This window comes from Thermovibrio ruber (genome assembly GCF_055380895.1).
The window spans coordinates 363586-380622 of sequence record NZ_AP042397.1 but is presented as its reverse complement, the minus strand read 5'-3'; the positions used below and the strand labels follow the sequence as shown (position 1 = coordinate 380622).

The window sequence follows — 17037 nt, the reverse complement described above, 5'->3', positions numbered from 1 at the left end:
CGGTTTCTAATTTCTATTTTACTATAACAAATTGACATTTGTTATAGTCAGTTTACCGGTCTGCCGGTGTATCGGAGGTAGTTTAAAGGAAATAGCGGAAATTTCTCACTTTAACGGGTAGAATCTTAGTAAAGTTTTAGTGTGGAGGGAATTGTGAAGAAAGGTCTTCTGATCTCTACTTTGGCAGTTGTTATAACGTGTAGTGGGGTGTGGGGAGCTCCCCGGTCAAACTCCGACACCCTTGAGACGTTTCTATCAAAAGACCAGAAGTTTTGGGTTGAAGGGCTTGTAGAGTTTATTGAGGACGCTGAAGAACATCTTAAACTCTTAGACGTTGAACCTGTTACGGCTGGGAAGCTCAAAATATTTACGCAGGTTGCCGGAAGCTACAGCATTTCTGCAAAGGAGTTAGAGAAAGCCTACTCCTTAGCTGTTGGGAGGGCTGCTGAAAAGAGCTTAGAGAAACTAAAAGAGAGGATAGAAGAAGAGAATCTTTCTGATGCAGACGTAGCTTTTTTGATGGGAGATATGGCAAAGTTCCTAAAGTTCAGATACGGCAGTTTTGTAAAGAACTACTCCGATAAAATAGCAGGTAAAGAGCTAAAAGAAGCTTTGAAAGAGTGTATTTCACTCAGGTTAAGTCCTACTGTTGAAGCCTTCATGAAGAGTGAAGACTGTAGGGAGCTCCTCAAAGAGTTTCCAAGCGACGTTGAGAAGATTGTCTTCAGTCAGCTGGTTAGGAGAGAGAAAAAACTCATCTTAAACCCTTCACTTACCGATAAACCCAACCTGCGCTATATTTTAGAGAACTTAAAGAGATTTGACCTTTTAGGAGGTTAAGTTGGAGATTATTTGGGCTCCCTGGAGGCTCTCTTACGTATCTAAGGTGGGGAAGGAAAATGATAAGGGCTGTTTTATCTGTAGGGCTGTAGAGGAGCATCCGAAGAAGGACAGAGAGAACCTACTTCTATATAAAGGAGAGAGGGCTTTAGTCATACTTAACAGGTTTCCCTACAACACGGGTCATTTAATGGTCTGTCCCGTAAGGCACACCGGGGACTTTCTTTCTCTGTTACCTGAGGAACTCTCAGAGATTGACCAGTTAATAAAGCGTTCAATAAGGGTACTTAAGCGGGCTTACAACCCTGACGGGTTTAACGTAGGCCTGAACTTGGGAAAGGCGTCGGGGGGAAGTGTTGATACCCACATCCATTATCACATAGTTCCACGGTGGGTAGGAGATACGAACTTCTTGCCGGTTGCTGCTGGGGTAAAGGTAATTCCTCAGTCTTTGACGGAAACTTACGAAACTCTAAAGCGGTTTTGGGAATAATGATTGACAGGATAAGATCTCTTTTCAGCAAAGAGAAGCGGTTTTCCGTTGAGAGCTACCTAAAGAAGCTCTCTGTAAACAGGCAAGACCTGATAAAAGAGATATCCGACGTTGACTTAGACAGCCCGGTTAACGCCTACCTTACGTTGGCTATCCTTCTGAGGGAAAAGGGAGAATATTATAAGAGTTTAAAGATTTTAGAAAGGCTCAAAAGAGAAAAACTTTCTGAAGATGAAAAAAAGTTGATCGTTTTGAACCTTGCCCTCGTTTACAGGGCTGCCGGTTTTATAGACAGGGCCGAGGAAGCCCTCAAGGAAGGTATAGAGCTCTATCCCGGCGAGAGCTTCTTCTACTACGAGTTGGCCCAGCTTAAGAAAGCTTCCGGGAAACTGAACGAGGCGGTAGAACTCCTTGAGAAGGCCGTTAAGTTAAAAGAGGACTTTAAAGACGACCTCGTTCATACGAAGCTTTACCTTGCAAACAGTTACATAGACTCTGGAAGAACTGATAAAGCTTTCAGGGTTATGAGGAAGATGGAGCTCCAGTTTCCCGTTCCTCTCTACTACTATGTTCTCTCAAAGCTTTTCTATTCGGTAGGTGAAAATGAAAATGGTTACAGTAGTGCACTTAAAGGTATAAAACTCTCTCCTAAGAAAGCATCTCCTTTTATTGATGTTGTAGAAAAGTTTGATACTCTTACCGAGGAGAAGTTGGTTCAGCTCGTTGAGGAGTCGGAGCTCTCCCCTCCTGCCGTAGGTAGGGCTGTAAACTTCTGGATGGATAAAGGAGAAACAGAGAAAGCCATAGCTCTACTTAAGCGTTTCTGGGAGAGCAGTAAGTTTGATCCAGAACTCTTTGAAATTTACATTAGGATTTTATGGGAAAGTGGTAGGAGAAAAAAGGTTGCCGAAGAGATCATGTCTCTCCTTCTCCAGCTGAAGGAGAGGAGGAAGATGTATAAGTGTGAAAGCTGTGGTTTTAGGACTAACACCTTTGACTGGATATGTCCTAAGTGCCGAGCTTGGGAAACTCTGGAGATAGAGTGTGAGGTTTAGGGAGTTTCTAAGGGCTTTTCTCAAATCGTTAAAGAGCGGTCGTCTCCACAGAGTCCTCAAGTTTTCTATGGTCTTACTGTTCCTCTTTTTCTCCTATCAGGTTTCTGTAAGCATTGTTAAGTATTGGTTAAAAGAGAAAGAGGAGCTCTCAGTGGTAAAAAAGAACTTTCGCTGGGGGTTCAACTGGAAGAGGGGAGAGCTCTCCTTAGAGGCGGATTACCTGTTCTTAGAAAATCCTAAGTTCTCCTGTGAACTTTACAAGCCGGAGTTGGACGTTAACGTTTACAGGAGTTTTAGGGAGCTTCGTCCAGTTTTTTCGTTTGTCGGTGTTTCAGAAGGTAAACTGAATCTAAAGAGAAAAGGTGAAAAGAGAAAGGAATTTTCCTTCAAGCTTCCTTTTCTGGTGGAGAAGGTAGATGTTGGGAGGTTTACTGTAAAGTGGAACGGCGGGGGTGCCGTTCTCGGAAAGTTTATCTACAACGAGCGGGAGCTTCAGTTTGGAGGGTTAAACGGAAGTATAAGAGGGAAAGAGTTTTACATTTCTTCTTTTAGTGGCGTTAAAAAAGACGGCTATTTCTTAATTCCCGATTTCTACGCAGGTTACGGGAGTTCCAAGTTAAGCGGGGAATTAAAAGTTTACAGTTTAGGTAATTGGTGGTTTTCTGGTAGTTTGTTTTCATCTATGTTTTTTGGTCAAATAACTGTAAAAAATTATGGTAAATTAGATGTGAGCTGGAAGGGAAAGCTGAAGGATTTAAACACAGAAGGTACGGCAATTTTAAGGCTTAAAAGAGGGAAAGTTGTTCTTGAAAAGGTTTCTGGAAAGTTTGACGGGGCAGACTTTTCGTTAAAAGGAGAAGTAGGAGAAAATGTTGAGTTAAAGGGAACAGTTCGGTCAAAGAGATTTGTTTACGGGAACTGTAGAGCCGAAGGGGTTTACTTAAGAGTTTCTGCGTTTGGGAGATTAAACGATCCGGAGGTAAACATAAGAGGAAACATAAGCGCTTTAACAGCTCCGAAGATTGAGCTCAGGAAGTTAGAGGTAAACGGAAATTTAAACAGGGAAAAAGGGAAGTTTAAGTGGAGCTCTGAGAGTTTAGGCGGAGAGGTCTCTTTAGCGTGGAAGGAAAAGAGCGCGAAGGGAACCGTTAAGCTAAAGAGTTTTGAGTTGAAACAGATTCCCGTCGTTAGAGTTTACAGAAGTAAGTATAGAGGTTGGATACCTGAGGTTAACCTCTCTGGTGATTTAGTATTTAAGGTAAGCGATGGTAGAGCAGATTACAGAGGAAAGTTAAAGGTAAATCGATTTAATTTCCAAGGTTTTAAAGCTTCGGGAACGGTTCAGATAACAGGAAATGGAGAGGTTGTAAAAGTTGAAGGAGAACTAACGGGGGAAAAAGGAGGTAAGACTGAAGGAGAAGCGGAGCTCCATCTGAAGAAAATGGAAATAGAGAGTTTTTACACGGCCGAATCTGTCCCGGTTGAAGGGTTCAAGTTTCTTGAGAAAGTTGGTCTTGGAGGAAAGGTAAGCGGAAAAGGGAGAGTTTGGGGGAGTTTAAAAAACCCCCGGGCCGACTTTCAGGTAAGAAGTGAGGATTTAAGGTTTAAGGGTGTAGAGCTTGGAAAGAGTAAGGGAGAGGTAAAGCTTAAGGATTTCGTGTTGTCCGTTAGGGCTATTACAGAAAGAGGAACTTTAGATAGACTGAGTTTGAGGTTAAAAGGAAAGAGGAAGCTCTACCTGAAAGGAAAAGTAAACGGGGTTTCCGGAAAAGAGATTGAGCAAATTTTAAAAGGGTTTAGGGTTAAGCTGCCTTTTAAGTTGGATGGAAAAGGAGAAGGAGCTTTCTCTGTTTATTCAGAAAACTTAAAGGAGAAAGGTTCTATTCAGATAAAGATTAACGTAGACAGTTTCTCTGGGGTTATTAAGTATGACAGTTTGGCGGCTGAAGGAAGCGGAAAGGGGGAAGTTGAATACAGAAACGGTTATGTGATCGTTAACCTATCCGGTGAGCTGAAAAGGGCTTCTTTTAAGGGGAAAGTCTTAAACGGCGGTAGTTATAGGGTTTCTTATAAGGGGAAAGAACTATTAGTCGGTTTAGAGAACAGCCATTACGTTAGTGGAGTAGAAGGTTTTGAGAACAGTTTATCCGGAGATGTGTTTATTGATTTTGAAACGGGAAAACTGGAAGGGAAAGGTAGGGTGACGGGAAGGTATTCACTGAAAGAGAAAGGGGAGGTTTTTGGTGGGGTTGATTATTTCCTTTTTGGTGTTTTGTCTAGATTTACTGTAAAAATTTCTGGTAAATTAAATTGGAACTCTGACATCACTGGAAAAAATGAGTTTAAAGTTGAAGGGGCTATTTTGGAGCCGGATAACCTTGGAACTATAACAGTTTCAGGAAACAACGGTACAGACCTTAAAGTAATAGCAAACAAAGATCAGTGGCAGGTAGTGGGTTCTGTTAGGAACTTGAATATTAAAATACCTCAGGTAAAAGCGAAAATAAATATGGCCTTCGTTAACGTTAACGTCACAACACTTACGGGAACAGTTGCTGTTCCGACATTTAAGGTCTACCCGAAGGGTTTCTACCCTCTATACTCTGTATCGGGTATCTACGCAAATCTAAAGAACGGGGAGCTCCAGCTCTCCGACGTAACACTCTCCTACGTTGACGGCTGGATAAGAGTAAAAGATCTGCTCTTTGACAGAGAGAAAAACGGCTTAAAGGGGAAGGTAGAGGCAAGATTAGGGGCCAAAGGGCTTGTTTACTTGGTAAAAGCCCAGAGGTTCGTTCCATACGTAAGGAACGAGCTCCGAGTAAACGGAGATTTTAGCTACGAAGGGAACCTAAACTACAGGGTAAGTGTAGACGGAACAGGAGTTGAATTTAGGACGGAGTATCTACTTGATAAAGCGGTGGTTAACTCCCTGAAGGCTTTAGTTGAAAACGGCAGATTAAAGGAGGTAGAAAGTAATATAAGTATCGGAAGCGGAAGTATCCTGATATCCGGAGGGGAAAAAGAAACGAATGTAACGGTATCTTTAATTCCTGTAGGAGAAGTAGGAAAGTGGAAAGGGCTGATCTCTGGGAAACTGAACTACGGAGAAGGAGGAATAAAGGGTAACTTAACAGTTTCAAAGGCCAAACTCTTTATAGGAAAGGAAGAGAAGAAAAAGAGGAAGAGCTCCGAGGGAGCTCCCAGATTCCCTGTAAATGTAGATGTAAACCTTCTCTTTGACCAGCCTTTAAAGATAAAGGGAGAACTCTTTAGTCTTACACTGATTCCAAAGCTCTGGATAAAAACAGTAAACGAAAGAGCCGTAATAGGAGGGACCTTCTACGTTACAGACGGAAAAATAGACTACATGGGAAAAGAGTTTAAAGTGATATACGGAACGGGAACGATTGAGGATTTAGAAAGAGAGAAGGGAAGGGTTAATATACTGGCAAGTGCGTATGTATCCGGTTACTACATATACATGAAGATAGAGGGAGAGTTCTCCAACCTTACAATTTACCTCTCATCAGACCCGCCCCTAACGAGGGAACAGATACTGAACCTGATAATGACCGGGGCATCGCCTGAAGAGATTGAGGCAAGCTCCGAGCTCTTTCCGGCAGTTCAAGTAGCATACTACGCAACGGCTTTTTTGTTTAAACCATTTGAAACGAAGTTTAAAGAGACACTAAAGCTTGAAAGTTTCTCTATAGAGCCACACATAACGAAATACGGAGAGACCGTAGCTAAACTAACAATAGCAAAGAGATTGGCGGAAAGGATAAGGCTCGTAGGCTACGGAACAACCGGCCAGAACCCGGAGTACGGGGGAAGCTTCCAATTCTTCCTTAAGAAGAACTACTACTTAGAGTTGAGATACAATAGCTACTACGGCCTTGAGGCCGGTATAGGGTTAGAGGTCAACAAACGGTGAAACTGGAAAAGAAGAAAGTAGAAAAGCTGGTAGAGAGACTAAAAGAGAAGGGAGCAGCGGAGAAAGAGCCGCCGGAACATGCTTCCTACAAACTCAATTTAAAGAATGGAGATTTAATAGTTTACGACTCTGGAAGCATCGTCTACTCGGGAAAAGGAAAGGAAGAGTTAAAAGAAACCGTTATAGAGGAACTCCTCAAGTTAGAGGAGAACTTACCGAAAATAGGGTGCGACGAAGCGGGAAAGGGGGAGTTCTTTGGACCGTTAGTGGTTGCCTGCGTGTGTGCAGACAGGGAGTGTTTAAAGGAACTCCTCAGTTTAGAGGTAAAGGACTCAAAGAGGTTAAAACCGGAAAAGATAAAGGAACTCGGAGAAAAAATAAAAGAGAAGTGTAAGGGAGTTATAAGAGTAATCCCACCTGAAGCCTATAACAGAGAATACGAAGAGTTTAGAAACGTAAATCTCTACCTTGAGAAGGTTTACCAGGAAGTTCTGAAGAAACTACTGAAAAGGTGTAAGCCGAAAGAGATAGTTGTAGATAAGTTCAGTAAAAGGCTGGAAGAGGTTTTAAAGGAAAACATAGAGAAAGGTCTAAAAGGGGTAAAAGTCACCGTAAGGGAAAGGGGAGAATCCGACCCGGTTGTTGCGGCTGCATCAATCGTTGCAAAGTCAGAAAGGTTAAAGGCCATTAAGGAGTTCTCAAAAGAGTTGGGGTTTGAGGTAAAAGAAGGAAACGTAGAAAACAGGAAACTCCTTAATAGGATTCCGAAGGGAGAGCTCCACAGGTTCGTAAAGCTTCACTTTAACATTAAGGAGAGGAAATGAAAAGGTTAAAAACGTTTCTAATAGTTATTTTTGTTGTTCTGTTCTCTGCCTTTGTAACTTGGGAGGTTTCAAAGTTTTTAAATAGGTCGTTGGGTGGACTGGAGGTTGGAAGTGATAAGGTTGCGGTTATAAGAGTAAAAGGGGTTATAAAAGACGCAGACAGATACTTGGAGCTCCTTGATCGGGTAGAGAAGAACAGAAGCGTAAAAGCGGTAGTTTTAAGGATCAACTCTCCGGGGGGAGTTGTAGGAGCGTGTCAGGAGATTCACGATAAGGTTGAAGAAGTAGCCAAAGAGAAACCGGTAGTCGTCTCTATGGAGTCTGTCGCAGCTTCCGGCGGACTTTACATATCTGTTGGGGCGACAAAAATTGTCGCAAATCCCGGAACGATAACGGGAAGCATCGGAGTCATTCTCCAGACTTACAACGTAAGCGACCTGATAAAGAAAATCGGAGTTAAAGTAATAACCGTAAAGAGTGGTCCCTACAAGGACTTACTGAACCCGTTTGAAGAGCCAAATTATAAGCAGATAGAGGTTGTTCAGAAGTTGATAAACGACTCCTACATGCAGTTTGTAGAGGCAGTTGCAAAGGGAAGGAAACTGCCGGTTGGAGAGGTGAAAAAGTTCGCAGATGGTAGGATATTTACGGGGAAAGAGGCAAAAAAGTTAGGACTTGTTGACTATTTAGGGAACTTTGACAGGGCTGTTGAGGTAGCAAAGGAACTGGGGAAGTGCCCGAAGGCAAAGGTTGTTTTCGTAAAGGAGAAGAAAGGGTTGTTTGAGAGAATTTTTGGAGAGGGAAGTGAAAGTATTTTGAAAACCGTAATTGGAGCTCTCAACGGAAATGTTCAAGAAGTTAGGGTTATGTATCTCCTCAATTAGTCTGGTTTTAGGCTGTTTCTACGGTAAGGCCTTCGGGTGGATAAAGGTCTACGAGAAGAATGGAGTTATATACATAGTTGGCTCCGGAGAGAAGAGGTTCAAGAGGCCGAAGAACTCTAAAAGGATTGAGGAGAAAGTCGTTTACTACGCAAAGAAGTATGGACTTCCGGTAAAGTTGTTTAAAGAGCTGGTGAGGGCAGAGTCAAACTTTAACCCGAAGGCGGTTTCAAAGAAGGGAGCTTTAGGCCTTTGCCAACTAATGCCGGAAACGGCAAGAAGACTGGGGGTTAAAGACCCATTTGACCCGGACGAAAACTTAGACGGAGGGGCAAGACTCCTGAAGGAGCTCTACCTAAAGTATAGAAACTGGAAGCTGGCCTTGGCCGCCTACAACGCAGGAGAGGGAGCAGTTGAAAGGTACGGAGGGATTCCCCCATACAAGGAGACTAAGAACTACATAAGAAAAATTTTAAATAGGAGCGGAAATTTAAAAGGAAATCTGCCCAAAAACCGGAGAAAATATAGGATAGTTATGTATAGAAGGGGAGATACTGTTATAATTGCCCAACAATTTATAAACCAAGGGGTAGAGCAATGAAGGTTCTGATAGTTGGAGGCGGAGGAAGGGAACACGCGCTGGCCTGGAAGGTTGCTCAGAGTGAAAAGGTTGAAAAGGTCTACGGAGCTCCCGGAAACCCCGGAATAGCTCAAATCGGAGAGTGCGTTGATATAAAAGCAACCGACATTGAGAAGTTAGCTCAGTTTGCAGAGAAAGAGGGAGTAGACCTTACAATAGTAGGGCCTGAGGCTCCGTTAGTCGCTGGAATAACAGACGAGTTTGAAAAGAGAGGCTTAAAAGTCTTTGGCCCTTCCAAGGCCGCTGCTCAGCTTGAGGGTAGCAAGGCATTTGCAAAGGAGATGATGAAAAAGTATGGAGTTCCAACTGCAGACTTTCAGATATTTGATAACCCTGAGAAGGCAAAGGAGTACGTAAAGAAGGTTGGAGCTCCGATAGTCGTAAAAGCCGACGGTCTTGCAGCAGGGAAGGGAGTAGTTGTAGCCCAGAACGTTGATGAGGCAATAGAGGCAATTGAGAAAATCATGGTTGAAAAGGTTTTCGGAGATGCCGGAAATAGAGTCGTTATAGAGGAGTGTCTAAAGGGAGAAGAGGCGTCTTACCTCGTGATAACGGACGGTGAAAGGTTCGTTCCCCTTGCAACGGCTCAAGACCACAAGGCCGTGTTTGACGGAGACAAGGGACCAAACACGGGGGGAATGGGAGCCTACTCCCCGGCACCTGTCCTCTCTAAAGAGATGGAAAGAGAAGTACAGGAAAAAGTTATCAAGCCGATTTTAAGGGGAATGGCGAAGGAGGGAATGCCCTTCAGGGGAATTCTATACGCCGGGTTGATGATAACAGAAGAGGGGCCAAAGGTCCTTGAGTTTAACGTCCGGTTCGGAGATCCTGAAGCCCAAGCAATACTAAGAAGGTTAGAGGATGACCTTGTTGACGTCGCACTAAGTGCAGTTGAGGGAAGGTTGGTCAAGGAGCTCCACTGGAAACCCGAAACCTCAATCTGCGTAGTCCTCGCATCTAAAGGGTATCCCGGAAAGTATGAGAAAGGAAAGGTGATAACGGGAATAGAGGAAGCCGAAAAAGTCCCGACTGTAGTCGTTTTTCACGCAGGAACAGCAGTTAAAGACGGAAAGTTGGTGACAAACGGTGGAAGGGTCTTAAACGTTACTGCACTTGGCAAGGACATAGTGGAGGCAAGGGAGAGGGCCTACGAGGCCGTTAAGAGGATAAAGTTTGAAGGTATGCACTACAGAACAGACATAGGTTTAAAGGCGGTTAAAAGGTTAAAGGGTTGAAAGAGATTATAGAGAGGTTAACTACAGAGCCGTTCTCAATAGTCGGTCACAGGGGAGCAGGAGGGGAGCTCCCCGAAAACACCTTAAAGGCCTTTAAGTTTGCCGTTGAGTTAGGAGTTGACGTTGTTGAGTGTGACGTCAGGAGAACCTTAGACGGAAAGTTGGTTGTAGTCCACGACCCGGACTTTAAAAGGGTTGCTGGAGTTAAAGCTAAAGTAAGCGAGCTGACGCTGGAGGAGATGAGAGAAAGAATAAGGGTATCCGGAACTGAACCTGTTCCAACGCTGAAAGAAGTAGTTGAAACGGTTAACGGGAAGTGTGGACTCTTTATAGAGATAAAGGAACCCGAAACTACAGAACGAGTGGTAGAAGAGGTTAGGGGAAACACAGAAAAGAGCGACTGGGTAGCCTTTATCAGTTTCTACGAGGGAGCTCTCCAAAAAGTTAAAGAGATTGACGAAAAACTAATAACCGGTTTAATCTACTCAAAACCTCCAGGGAAGATACTGGAAGCAAAAGAGATCGGAGCAGAGATCGTTCTACCGAAGTGGCCACTGGCAACGGAGAAGGCTGTAAGGTTTGCCCACAGGTTAAAAAGAACAGTAGTAGCTTGGGTAGTTGATGACGAGAAAACCCTTGAAAGGTGCTTAAGAAACGGCGTAGACGCAGTGGCAACAGACTATCCTTCTTGGCTGATAGAGAGGAGAAGAGAGCTAAGTCAAGGTTAACTGTAGCAGTCTTCTCGCTGCTGTTTTTAATTCCTCATTTTTTATTTTCTTTTATCTTTTGAAGGTATTCTTTTGCAACAGGGTTCTCGGGGTCAAGGATTAAAAGGTTTTCAAAGATCGTTTTAGCATAAAGCCTTTTACCCTCCCTTAAAAGAGAAAGAGCAAGCTCATTTAGAAAGTTAACATCTGTGGGGTAGATGGAGAGCATCTTCCTATCTACAGCCTCTGCTATGCTAAATTTTTTCTCCTTTCTTAAGGCAATTGAGAGACGAAGGTTTCCGTAGTAGTTGTAGTAGTCAATCTTAAGGATTCTGTAGGCAAGGGACTCAACATCCTCCCAACTCTGCTGAGCCATTAGGGGAAGCATAAGGCCGAGCATGGCCTCAACGGAGGTTGGAATGGCTTTTAAGGCCTTTTTGTAGTGGTATTCTGAGTCTCCGTATCTTCCGGAGAGGTAGTAGAGCCAACCCAAACGTAGGTTGATCGTATATCCGTTTGGGTAACTCTTGTAGACGGGCATTAAGACCTTTATTGCATCCTTGTAGTCTCCGCTCTTTTCGTAGATGTATGAACGGCTGTAGGCGTCTTTTATCTCTGAGTAGTTCATAGAGAAGGCCAAAGGAATTAGTGCTAAAGCCAACAGAAAACCTAAGAAGAGTTTTCTCAAATCAGCCTCCCTTTAGAACCTGTAGCCTAAGGATACCGTTCCGACTGTTTGAGTTACGTTATGGCCTCCTTCTGTGTACCTATTAACAGATAGGTTAAAAGAGACTCGTAGGCCGTTCTTAAAAGTGTAACCAACCTCTCCGTAGGCTCCTCCTTTATATTTTTCAGAAAGGTTGTAGACCACAAAGCCTCCGTTCTTTACGGCAAACATCTGCTTCCCTACCCAGCCACCGATTTTAATGTCATAGCTGCCGTAGTAGTATCGGAGAGTTCCGTCTAAAGAGTAGTAGTTGTCGTTCCCTATTCCAAGTTTATCTGAGTCTGTTACGTGGATGTAGTAGCCTGTTAGATCTAAGTAGAGAGCTCCCCTCTTGTAATCTGAAAATAGTTTAACCGTTGAGTGGGGGTTAACCTGGTAGACGTTAAAGTTAATAGTGTTTGAGTAGTGGCTGTAGTAGAGACCTATACCGGAGTTCCACCTAAAGGAGTAGGGGTACTTAGGGGAGTAGTTTGAGTAGGTTCCATCAAAAAAGAGGGTGTAGCCGCCGTCTGTTAATTCATCGTCGCTGTTTATGTAGTGGACTCCTAAGGTAAAGGTGTGGTTTTTTAGGATCTGGTTCGTGTTTGAGTAAACGGCAGTAAAGTCTTCCTGGTTAAGGTCTGAGTAGCCGTCCTTGTAGTTTATGTGGGTATAGCCTACCCCAAACTGGAAAGCGTTGTGAAGGCCGTCGCCAAGGCTTAAGTAGCCGGTAGTGCTGTAGCCGTCCTCTTTGTATTTGGAGTTGTTGTAGTTTAGGTAGGAACTGTAGAGAGCTCCGTAACCGTAGATAATTTTCCCCATCTCCTGAGCAAAAGAGTTAGAAAAACCTAAAAGGACAAGTACACTAACTAGCAAAAGTAATTTCTTCATCTCCCTTCCTCTTTATTGTAATGTTCTCTACTTTTATTTCTTCAAAACCAAATCTATCTGAAAGTTTAACCAAGGCCCTTAAACGTTTAGAAGGTTGGATTATATCAGATTCAAAGGATAGGGGACCTGTCCAGTGAGAGGTTGAGTGGACAGTGAATCTATCTGGAACAAACGAAGAAAGGAACAGGTAGAACTCCCTCTTTATCCGTGAATCAATCGAGATAAGAGGAAGGTGATCGTGCCATTTAAGGTCCTTGGTAGAAAACAGGGGAATTTTTGGAGAAACGAAGAAGAAGTATTTAAGTGGAGAATTGGTATCTCCCTCAATGTGGTAGAAGTAGAAAGTAGAGTTCTGAATTCCGAAGTAGAGTTTTGCCTTACCGTCTGTAAGGTAGAAGGTTCCGTCTGGGGCCATCTTTACGGTTAGTTCAAGCTCACCTTCGTTCTTCCCGTTGGAGATAGAGTAGCAGAAAACCTGGTCTATTAGGAAGTTCAGTTTGTTGTAGAGGGATTTGTCTGGGAAGATAGGCTGAACCACATCCCCCTCTTTGGGAAGGCCAACGTCGTAGAAGGTCTCTTTTGAGATGTAAGATGAGAAGTTAAAGGGAACGGTTGAAGCTCCCAAGTAGGGAGAGAGCTGAACGTGGACGTGGATGTGGGGCTGTGGGGAGTAGCCAGAGTTCCCACAGAAACCTAAAAGAGTTCCCTTTACAACGGTGTCTCCCGGTTTGACTTGTACTGAGTTTTTCTTAAAATGGCAGAGGAGGACGTAAAAGCCCCTCCTATCGTAGATGAGGACGTAGTTCCCCCAGTTGTTCTCCCTGTCTGCATGTCCTGGAGGGTTGTCCGGAAGCTCTGAAACGACAGAGACTACCTGGCCGTCAACAGGCGATAGGACAGGTTTACCAAAGGCGTAGTAGTCTGTCAGTTTTTCTCCGGTTCCAGAATAGGTTTTTCCGCTCTCGTCAGTTATTACAAAGTCAACAGCATACCTCCAAGGACCCCTGTGGGTCCACTTTCCGTCTACAGACTGCCACACAGTCCACTGGCCGGAGAAGGGAAGACCAATCTCACGGCCGGTAAAGGGAAACCTCCTCAAGTAGGTCAGGTAGTAGTCCAAGGTTCTTTCAGGAGTTCCTTTGTAAATCTTTGTAACGTAAAGGTATCCAACGGAGAAGAGAACGTAGAGGAATAGGAGAGAGACTCCGTTGAATGGAAGGGCAAAAACGGGAATTCCGTAGCTCTCCCAGAAGACTTTTACCCCTTCAACAACTGGGACTGAAACGATAGAGGCAGTCATGGCAAACTTGTAGCTCCTGAGGGAAGGAATGAGGAAAACCCCTCCAACGGCCATCGAGGTAAGTATGTAGTTGAAGGCAGAAGTGTCTGTGAAAACCTTATACCAGGAGCCTGTAAAGAGGTAACCGGTTAGAGCTCCAGAGTAGTAACCAAGAACGGCCAAGAAGAAGAGAATTCGAGAGACGGAAAGTAGAAGGAGGGCTATGATGAACCCTGTAGTAGAGTAGGGTAGGAAGAAGACAGCTCCGAGGGAGCGGAAGAACCCGTCAAGAAATGGGGGGAACGGAGAAAGGAGGAGTAGGGGAGAGTGGGAGTAGAGGTCTGAGACAAAGAGCTGAGAGAACTTGGTTGAGGATAGGTAGAAGAGGGAGCTGACTACGACGAAGGGAAGGCTGAGAACTGGGAGCTTTAGGTAGTAGAAGAGTGAAGATAGGGTGTAGGTTAAGAGGAACGTAAGTATCCCGGCAGAGACAAAAAAGAGAAGGCTGAGGAGACTCAGTTTAAAAAGGTAGCCGAGGGAGAGGCCAACCAAGAGGGGGTTGTAGATGTAGTAGTCAAGCCGAAGGAAGTCCTTCTTAAAGCCGATGAGCCTTGCAAAGATGTAAGAAGAGGTAAGGGCTACAAGACCTCCAATTCCCAAGTTTGGGTTAATTAGAGTAATAAGGAGGAGGAGAGTTCCCCCAAAAACGCTTGAGTTAAAGAGAACGGCAGAGTAGCTCCTAAAGAGTGGAATGGAAAACTTCTCAATCTTCGAGAGGAGTAAGCCTACCATCTCAGCTTGAGCCTCTCAGGTAGTTTCTCCCGCCTTACGATGTCGGTAATGTCTTCAGCCTCCCTAATAAGGTCAACCTCTCCGTTCTGGCCGAGTAAAACCACAGCAGGCCTGTACCGGATAAACTGCATCCACTGTGTAACGTTGTAGGCTCCGACGGGGGAGAGGATGAGCCTTGTTCCCCTCGGAAGGGGTGGAAGGTAAGTAAGGTCGTCAACTACGTCTATGTTCATACATAGTGGACCGTATAGGACGCAAGGTTCAGTTGTTCCGTGGAGCTCCCTGTCTACTTCAACGTTGAACTTGTACCAGAAGGAGGTAAAGAGGATGTTAACTCCTGCGTCTAAAACGTAGGCCTTAAGGCCGGAGGGAAGCCTCTTGGCGGCGTGAACTGTAGTTATGAGGTAGCCTGCCTCGTCAACAATAGCTCTACCGCTCTCTATGATGAGTTTAGGGTAGTCTCCAGGCCTTAGGTTTGAGAGAAGGGCCGAGCAGACCTTCTCTGCAAACTCATCAACCGACGGAACGGCGACTTCAGGTGGAAGGTAGATGCCCTTTAACCTATTCTTAGATGGGAAACCTCCTCCGATGTCTATGTATTCAATCTTAAACCCAAACTGGTCTTCAATTAAGTAGGCAAAATCAACGAGTTTTTTTACTTCAAGTTCATAGGCTTTAGGGTCAAGTATGAAAGTGCCGATGTGACAGTGGAGGCCAACAAGCTCTAACTTCCCGCCTGAGGCTATCCTCTTAACGGCGTCCAAGGCCTGGCCAGATTCCAAGTTAAAACCGAAACGGCTCCACTGGGGATAAATACCGGTGTCCATGTTAAGCCTTATTCCAACCCTTGGCTTTACTCCAAGCTCGTCTACTACTCTTTCAAGGTCTGCTATCTCCTCAAAGTGGTCAACGTTTATTCTGCTCCCCTCTTTAACTGCTGTAACTAAAGAGTCGTAAGGTTTGTAGGGTCCGTTGTAGATTAACCTGTCTCCCGGAACTCCTAAACGGCGGGCTTTTTCGTATTCAAACTCAGAGACTACCTCTGCTGTCTCTCCCTCGTCGTGGAGAACTGCACAGATAGCGTCAAGGTAGTTGGTTTTGTAGGACCAGCTGAACTCAACGTTTGGATACCTAAGGGTAAATGCGTTCTTAATTTCTCGGAACTTCTCCCTAAGCTTTCTCTCGGAGAAGACAAAGAGTGGAGAGCCAAACTTCTCAACCAACTCTTCAACTGGAATGCCGTCAATCTCCTTTCGAACTCTTTTGAGGTAAGCTGGGAAGCTCCCGAACTTGTTCATCATTCCGGTCTTCAGTTTAGAGATTACTGGTTTCTCGTAGGTTTCTTTCATCTTTAACCTCCTCAACTCTCTCCTCTCGTTATAACCTTCTGGAACTCAGTCATGTCCGTTACGAAATCGTCGGTAAACCGGACGTAGAGCTTCCCAGCCTCGTAGTCCCAGCTCCTATCAGGTTCCTCCCCTATGGCAGCTTTAAGAAGCCTCTCTGGAAGGTTGACTCCAACCCCTGCGGCAAAGTAGACCCAAGCGGGGAAACGGGGGTTTATCTCTATGAGGTAAACATCGCTGCTGTTGACTATGCACTCAAACTCAAAGGCTCCCCTCCAGCTGAACTCTGATATAAAACGCTCTACAGCAGAAAGGAGAGCTCCGTTCCTAACGGTAACTCCGGTCCATATCTTCCCAAGGCTCGTAATCCAGAGTTTCTTTATTCCTACAAGGCCAAAGTGCCCCCCTTCACCGTCCCCAACGCCGACTACGTTCATCTCTTCTCCGCTTACAACCTCCTGAACGATTACAGGGTAACCCCACTCTGAAACGATTGAATTGAAGTAAGCAGTGGCCTGAGAGATGTTAAAGGCCTTGTAGGCCTTGTAGAAGATGCCCTTTATCATAACTGGAAAACCTATCTCCTCAACGGCCTTGCTGAGCTCTTCATAAGAAGTAACGACCACCGTTTTTGGGACCTTAACTCCAATTCTCTCTGCAACCTCAGGGAGTTTATCTTTACCCCTGAACTTAAACTGTTCTTCCGTGGGGAGAAATGTTCTTATTCCAAAGCTCTCAAGCTTCTGAGATTCCTTTATAAAAAGGGGGAGCTCTGCGTCTAAGGCTGGAATTACTACATCTAAGCCGTGTGCAGCCTTTATGTAGAGAAGTCTCTCAATAAAGGCTTCTTCTCCAGCTGAAGGATATGGCATAACAAAGCTTTTCTCAAAGAGCCACTTCATGTAGATTCCAGGCTCCATAGCGTCGTAGGCAAAGCCGTAGATAGAAACGTTAAGGCCACTCTCCTTCAAGCCTTTCGCAATTCCGACTCCCGGCCCCGGGTTGTCAACTGCGTTTATTCCCGAAACTGCAATCTTAAACATTATTCACCTCTAAGAGGCCGTTAATCCTCAGCTGCTCAATAAAGTCGATTAAGTCTCTCTTTGCTTCATCCTCGCTTACCTCAAAGCGTTCGGTTAAAGCCTTTACTATCTCTTCCTCTGTTTTTCCCTCTTTGAGGAGCTTAATGATGAAAAGTCCTGTTTTGTTTACCGTGTAGCTGTTCCCCGTTTCGGGGTCAAAGATGAAACCCTCGTCGTTAATGGCCAACCGCTCAAGCTTACCCATTATTTAACCTCCATTCAATCTACTTATTCTTGAGTTATTAGACTTTTAGATAAGCAACAAAAATGCCAAATTTAAGCCTTAAGAACTACTTTTAGAATTACCAGGAAACTATGGTTGTGTCAAT

Annotated in this window: 15 protein-coding genes; 9 read left to right on the top strand and 6 right to left on the bottom strand. The window is 44.5% G+C overall.

The genetic code is table 11. The features are described from left to right. Positions 1-153: 153 nt before the first annotated feature. Genes ACZ424_RS02005 through ACZ424_RS01965 form a run of 9 tightly spaced genes read left to right on the top strand, consistent with a single transcriptional unit; the run spans position 154 to position 10633 of the window. Positions 154-840 (top strand): hypothetical protein, encoded by a 687-nt coding sequence (locus ACZ424_RS02005; protein WP_464904854.1) that lies wholly within the window; start codon positions 154-156, stop codon positions 838-840. A 1-nt stretch (position 841) separates the two neighbouring features. Beyond that, positions 842-1333, top strand: coding sequence for an HIT family protein (locus ACZ424_RS02000; protein WP_464904853.1), 492 nt, complete (start codon positions 842-844; stop codon positions 1331-1333). After that, positions 1333-2388: a hypothetical protein gene (locus tag ACZ424_RS01995; protein WP_464904852.1), complete on the top strand. Its 1056-nt coding sequence runs from the start codon at positions 1333-1335 to the stop codon at positions 2386-2388. Before ACZ424_RS02000 ends, ACZ424_RS01995 begins: the two co-directional genes overlap by 1 nt. After that, positions 2378-6325 (top strand): translocation/assembly module TamB domain-containing protein, encoded by a 3948-nt coding sequence (locus ACZ424_RS01990; protein WP_464904851.1) that lies wholly within the window; start codon positions 2378-2380, stop codon positions 6323-6325. The genes ACZ424_RS01995 and ACZ424_RS01990 overlap by 11 nt, the downstream gene beginning before the upstream one ends. Continuing rightward, entirely contained in the window at positions 6322-7149 is an 828-nt protein-coding gene (gene rnhC / locus ACZ424_RS01985) for a ribonuclease HIII (RefSeq protein ID WP_464904850.1), read from the top strand. Before ACZ424_RS01990 ends, rnhC begins: the two co-directional genes overlap by 4 nt. Continuing rightward, entirely contained in the window at positions 7146-8033 is an 888-nt protein-coding gene (gene sppA / locus ACZ424_RS01980; protein ID WP_464904849.1) for a signal peptide peptidase SppA, read from the top strand. Before rnhC ends, sppA begins: the two co-directional genes overlap by 4 nt. Then, positions 7996-8631 carry a lytic transglycosylase domain-containing protein gene (locus ACZ424_RS01975; protein WP_464904848.1) on the top strand — a complete coding sequence of 212 codons (636 nt, stop codon included), beginning with the start codon at positions 7996-7998 and terminating at the stop codon, positions 8629-8631. The genes sppA and ACZ424_RS01975 overlap by 38 nt, the downstream gene beginning before the upstream one ends. Next, on the top strand, positions 8628-9905 hold the full coding sequence (gene purD, locus ACZ424_RS01970; protein ID WP_464904847.1) for a phosphoribosylamine--glycine ligase: 1278 nt from the start codon (positions 8628-8630) through the stop codon (positions 9903-9905). Before ACZ424_RS01975 ends, purD begins: the two co-directional genes overlap by 4 nt. Further along, positions 9902-10633 (top strand): glycerophosphodiester phosphodiesterase, encoded by a 732-nt coding sequence (locus ACZ424_RS01965; protein WP_464904846.1) that lies wholly within the window; start codon positions 9902-9904, stop codon positions 10631-10633. Before purD ends, ACZ424_RS01965 begins: the two co-directional genes overlap by 4 nt. Positions 10634-10667: 34 nt before the next feature. Here the strand turns inward: ACZ424_RS01965 and ACZ424_RS01960 are convergent, their stop codons facing one another. The 6 genes from ACZ424_RS01960 to ACZ424_RS01935 are packed head-to-tail and all read right to left on the bottom strand — an operon-like array spanning position 10668 to position 16913. Beyond that, on the bottom strand, positions 10668-11300 hold the full coding sequence (locus tag ACZ424_RS01960; RefSeq protein ID WP_464904845.1) for a tetratricopeptide repeat protein: 633 nt from the start codon (positions 11298-11300) through the stop codon (positions 10668-10670). Between the two features lie 12 nt (positions 11301-11312). Continuing rightward, positions 11313-12209 (bottom strand): TonB-dependent receptor, encoded by an 897-nt coding sequence (locus tag ACZ424_RS01955; RefSeq protein ID WP_464904844.1) that lies wholly within the window; start codon positions 12207-12209, stop codon positions 11313-11315. Further along, positions 12184-14280 (bottom strand): urea transporter, encoded by a 2097-nt coding sequence (locus ACZ424_RS01950; protein ID WP_464904843.1) that lies wholly within the window; start codon positions 14278-14280, stop codon positions 12184-12186. Before ACZ424_RS01950 ends, ACZ424_RS01955 begins: the two co-directional genes overlap by 26 nt. Beyond that, positions 14274-15629 carry a diaminopimelate decarboxylase gene (locus ACZ424_RS01945; protein ID WP_464904842.1) on the bottom strand — a complete coding sequence of 452 codons (1356 nt, stop codon included), beginning with the start codon at positions 15627-15629 and terminating at the stop codon, positions 14274-14276. Before ACZ424_RS01945 ends, ACZ424_RS01950 begins: the two co-directional genes overlap by 7 nt. Before the next feature lie 11 nt (positions 15630-15640). After that, on the bottom strand, positions 15641-16669 hold the full coding sequence (locus ACZ424_RS01940; protein ID WP_464904841.1) for an ATP-grasp domain-containing protein: 1029 nt from the start codon (positions 16667-16669) through the stop codon (positions 15641-15643). Then, entirely contained in the window at positions 16662-16913 is a 252-nt protein-coding gene (locus ACZ424_RS01935; protein WP_464904840.1) for an HPr-rel-A system PqqD family peptide chaperone, read from the bottom strand. Before ACZ424_RS01935 ends, ACZ424_RS01940 begins: the two co-directional genes overlap by 8 nt. Between the last annotated feature and the right edge of the window lie 124 nt (positions 16914-17037).

Excerpts from the sequence above, each read along its gene's own strand:
- ACZ424_RS01995 (WP_464904852.1), top strand. The coding sequence starts at position 1,333 with ATGATTGACAGGATAAGATCTCTTTTCAGCAAAGAGAAGCGGTTTTCC.
- sppA (WP_464904849.1), top strand. The coding sequence starts at position 7,146 with ATGAAAAGGTTAAAAACGTTTCTAATAGTTATTTTTGTTGTTCTGTTC.
- ACZ424_RS01975 (WP_464904848.1), top strand. The coding sequence starts at position 7,996 with ATGTTCAAGAAGTTAGGGTTATGTATCTCCTCAATTAGTCTGGTTTTA.
- purD (WP_464904847.1), top strand. The coding sequence starts at position 8,628 with ATGAAGGTTCTGATAGTTGGAGGCGGAGGAAGGGAACACGCGCTGGCC.
- ACZ424_RS01955 (WP_464904844.1), bottom strand. The coding sequence starts at position 12,209 with ATGAAGAAATTACTTTTGCTAGTTAGTGTACTTGTCCTTTTAGGTTTT.
- ACZ424_RS01950 (WP_464904843.1), bottom strand. The coding sequence starts at position 14,280 with ATGGTAGGCTTACTCCTCTCGAAGATTGAGAAGTTTTCCATTCCACTC.
- ACZ424_RS01945 (WP_464904842.1), bottom strand. The coding sequence starts at position 15,629 with ATGAAAGAAACCTACGAGAAACCAGTAATCTCTAAACTGAAGACCGGA.
- ACZ424_RS01940 (WP_464904841.1), bottom strand. The coding sequence starts at position 16,669 with ATGTTTAAGATTGCAGTTTCGGGAATAAACGCAGTTGACAACCCGGGG.
- ACZ424_RS01935 (WP_464904840.1), bottom strand. The coding sequence starts at position 16,913 with ATGGGTAAGCTTGAGCGGTTGGCCATTAACGACGAGGGTTTCATCTTT.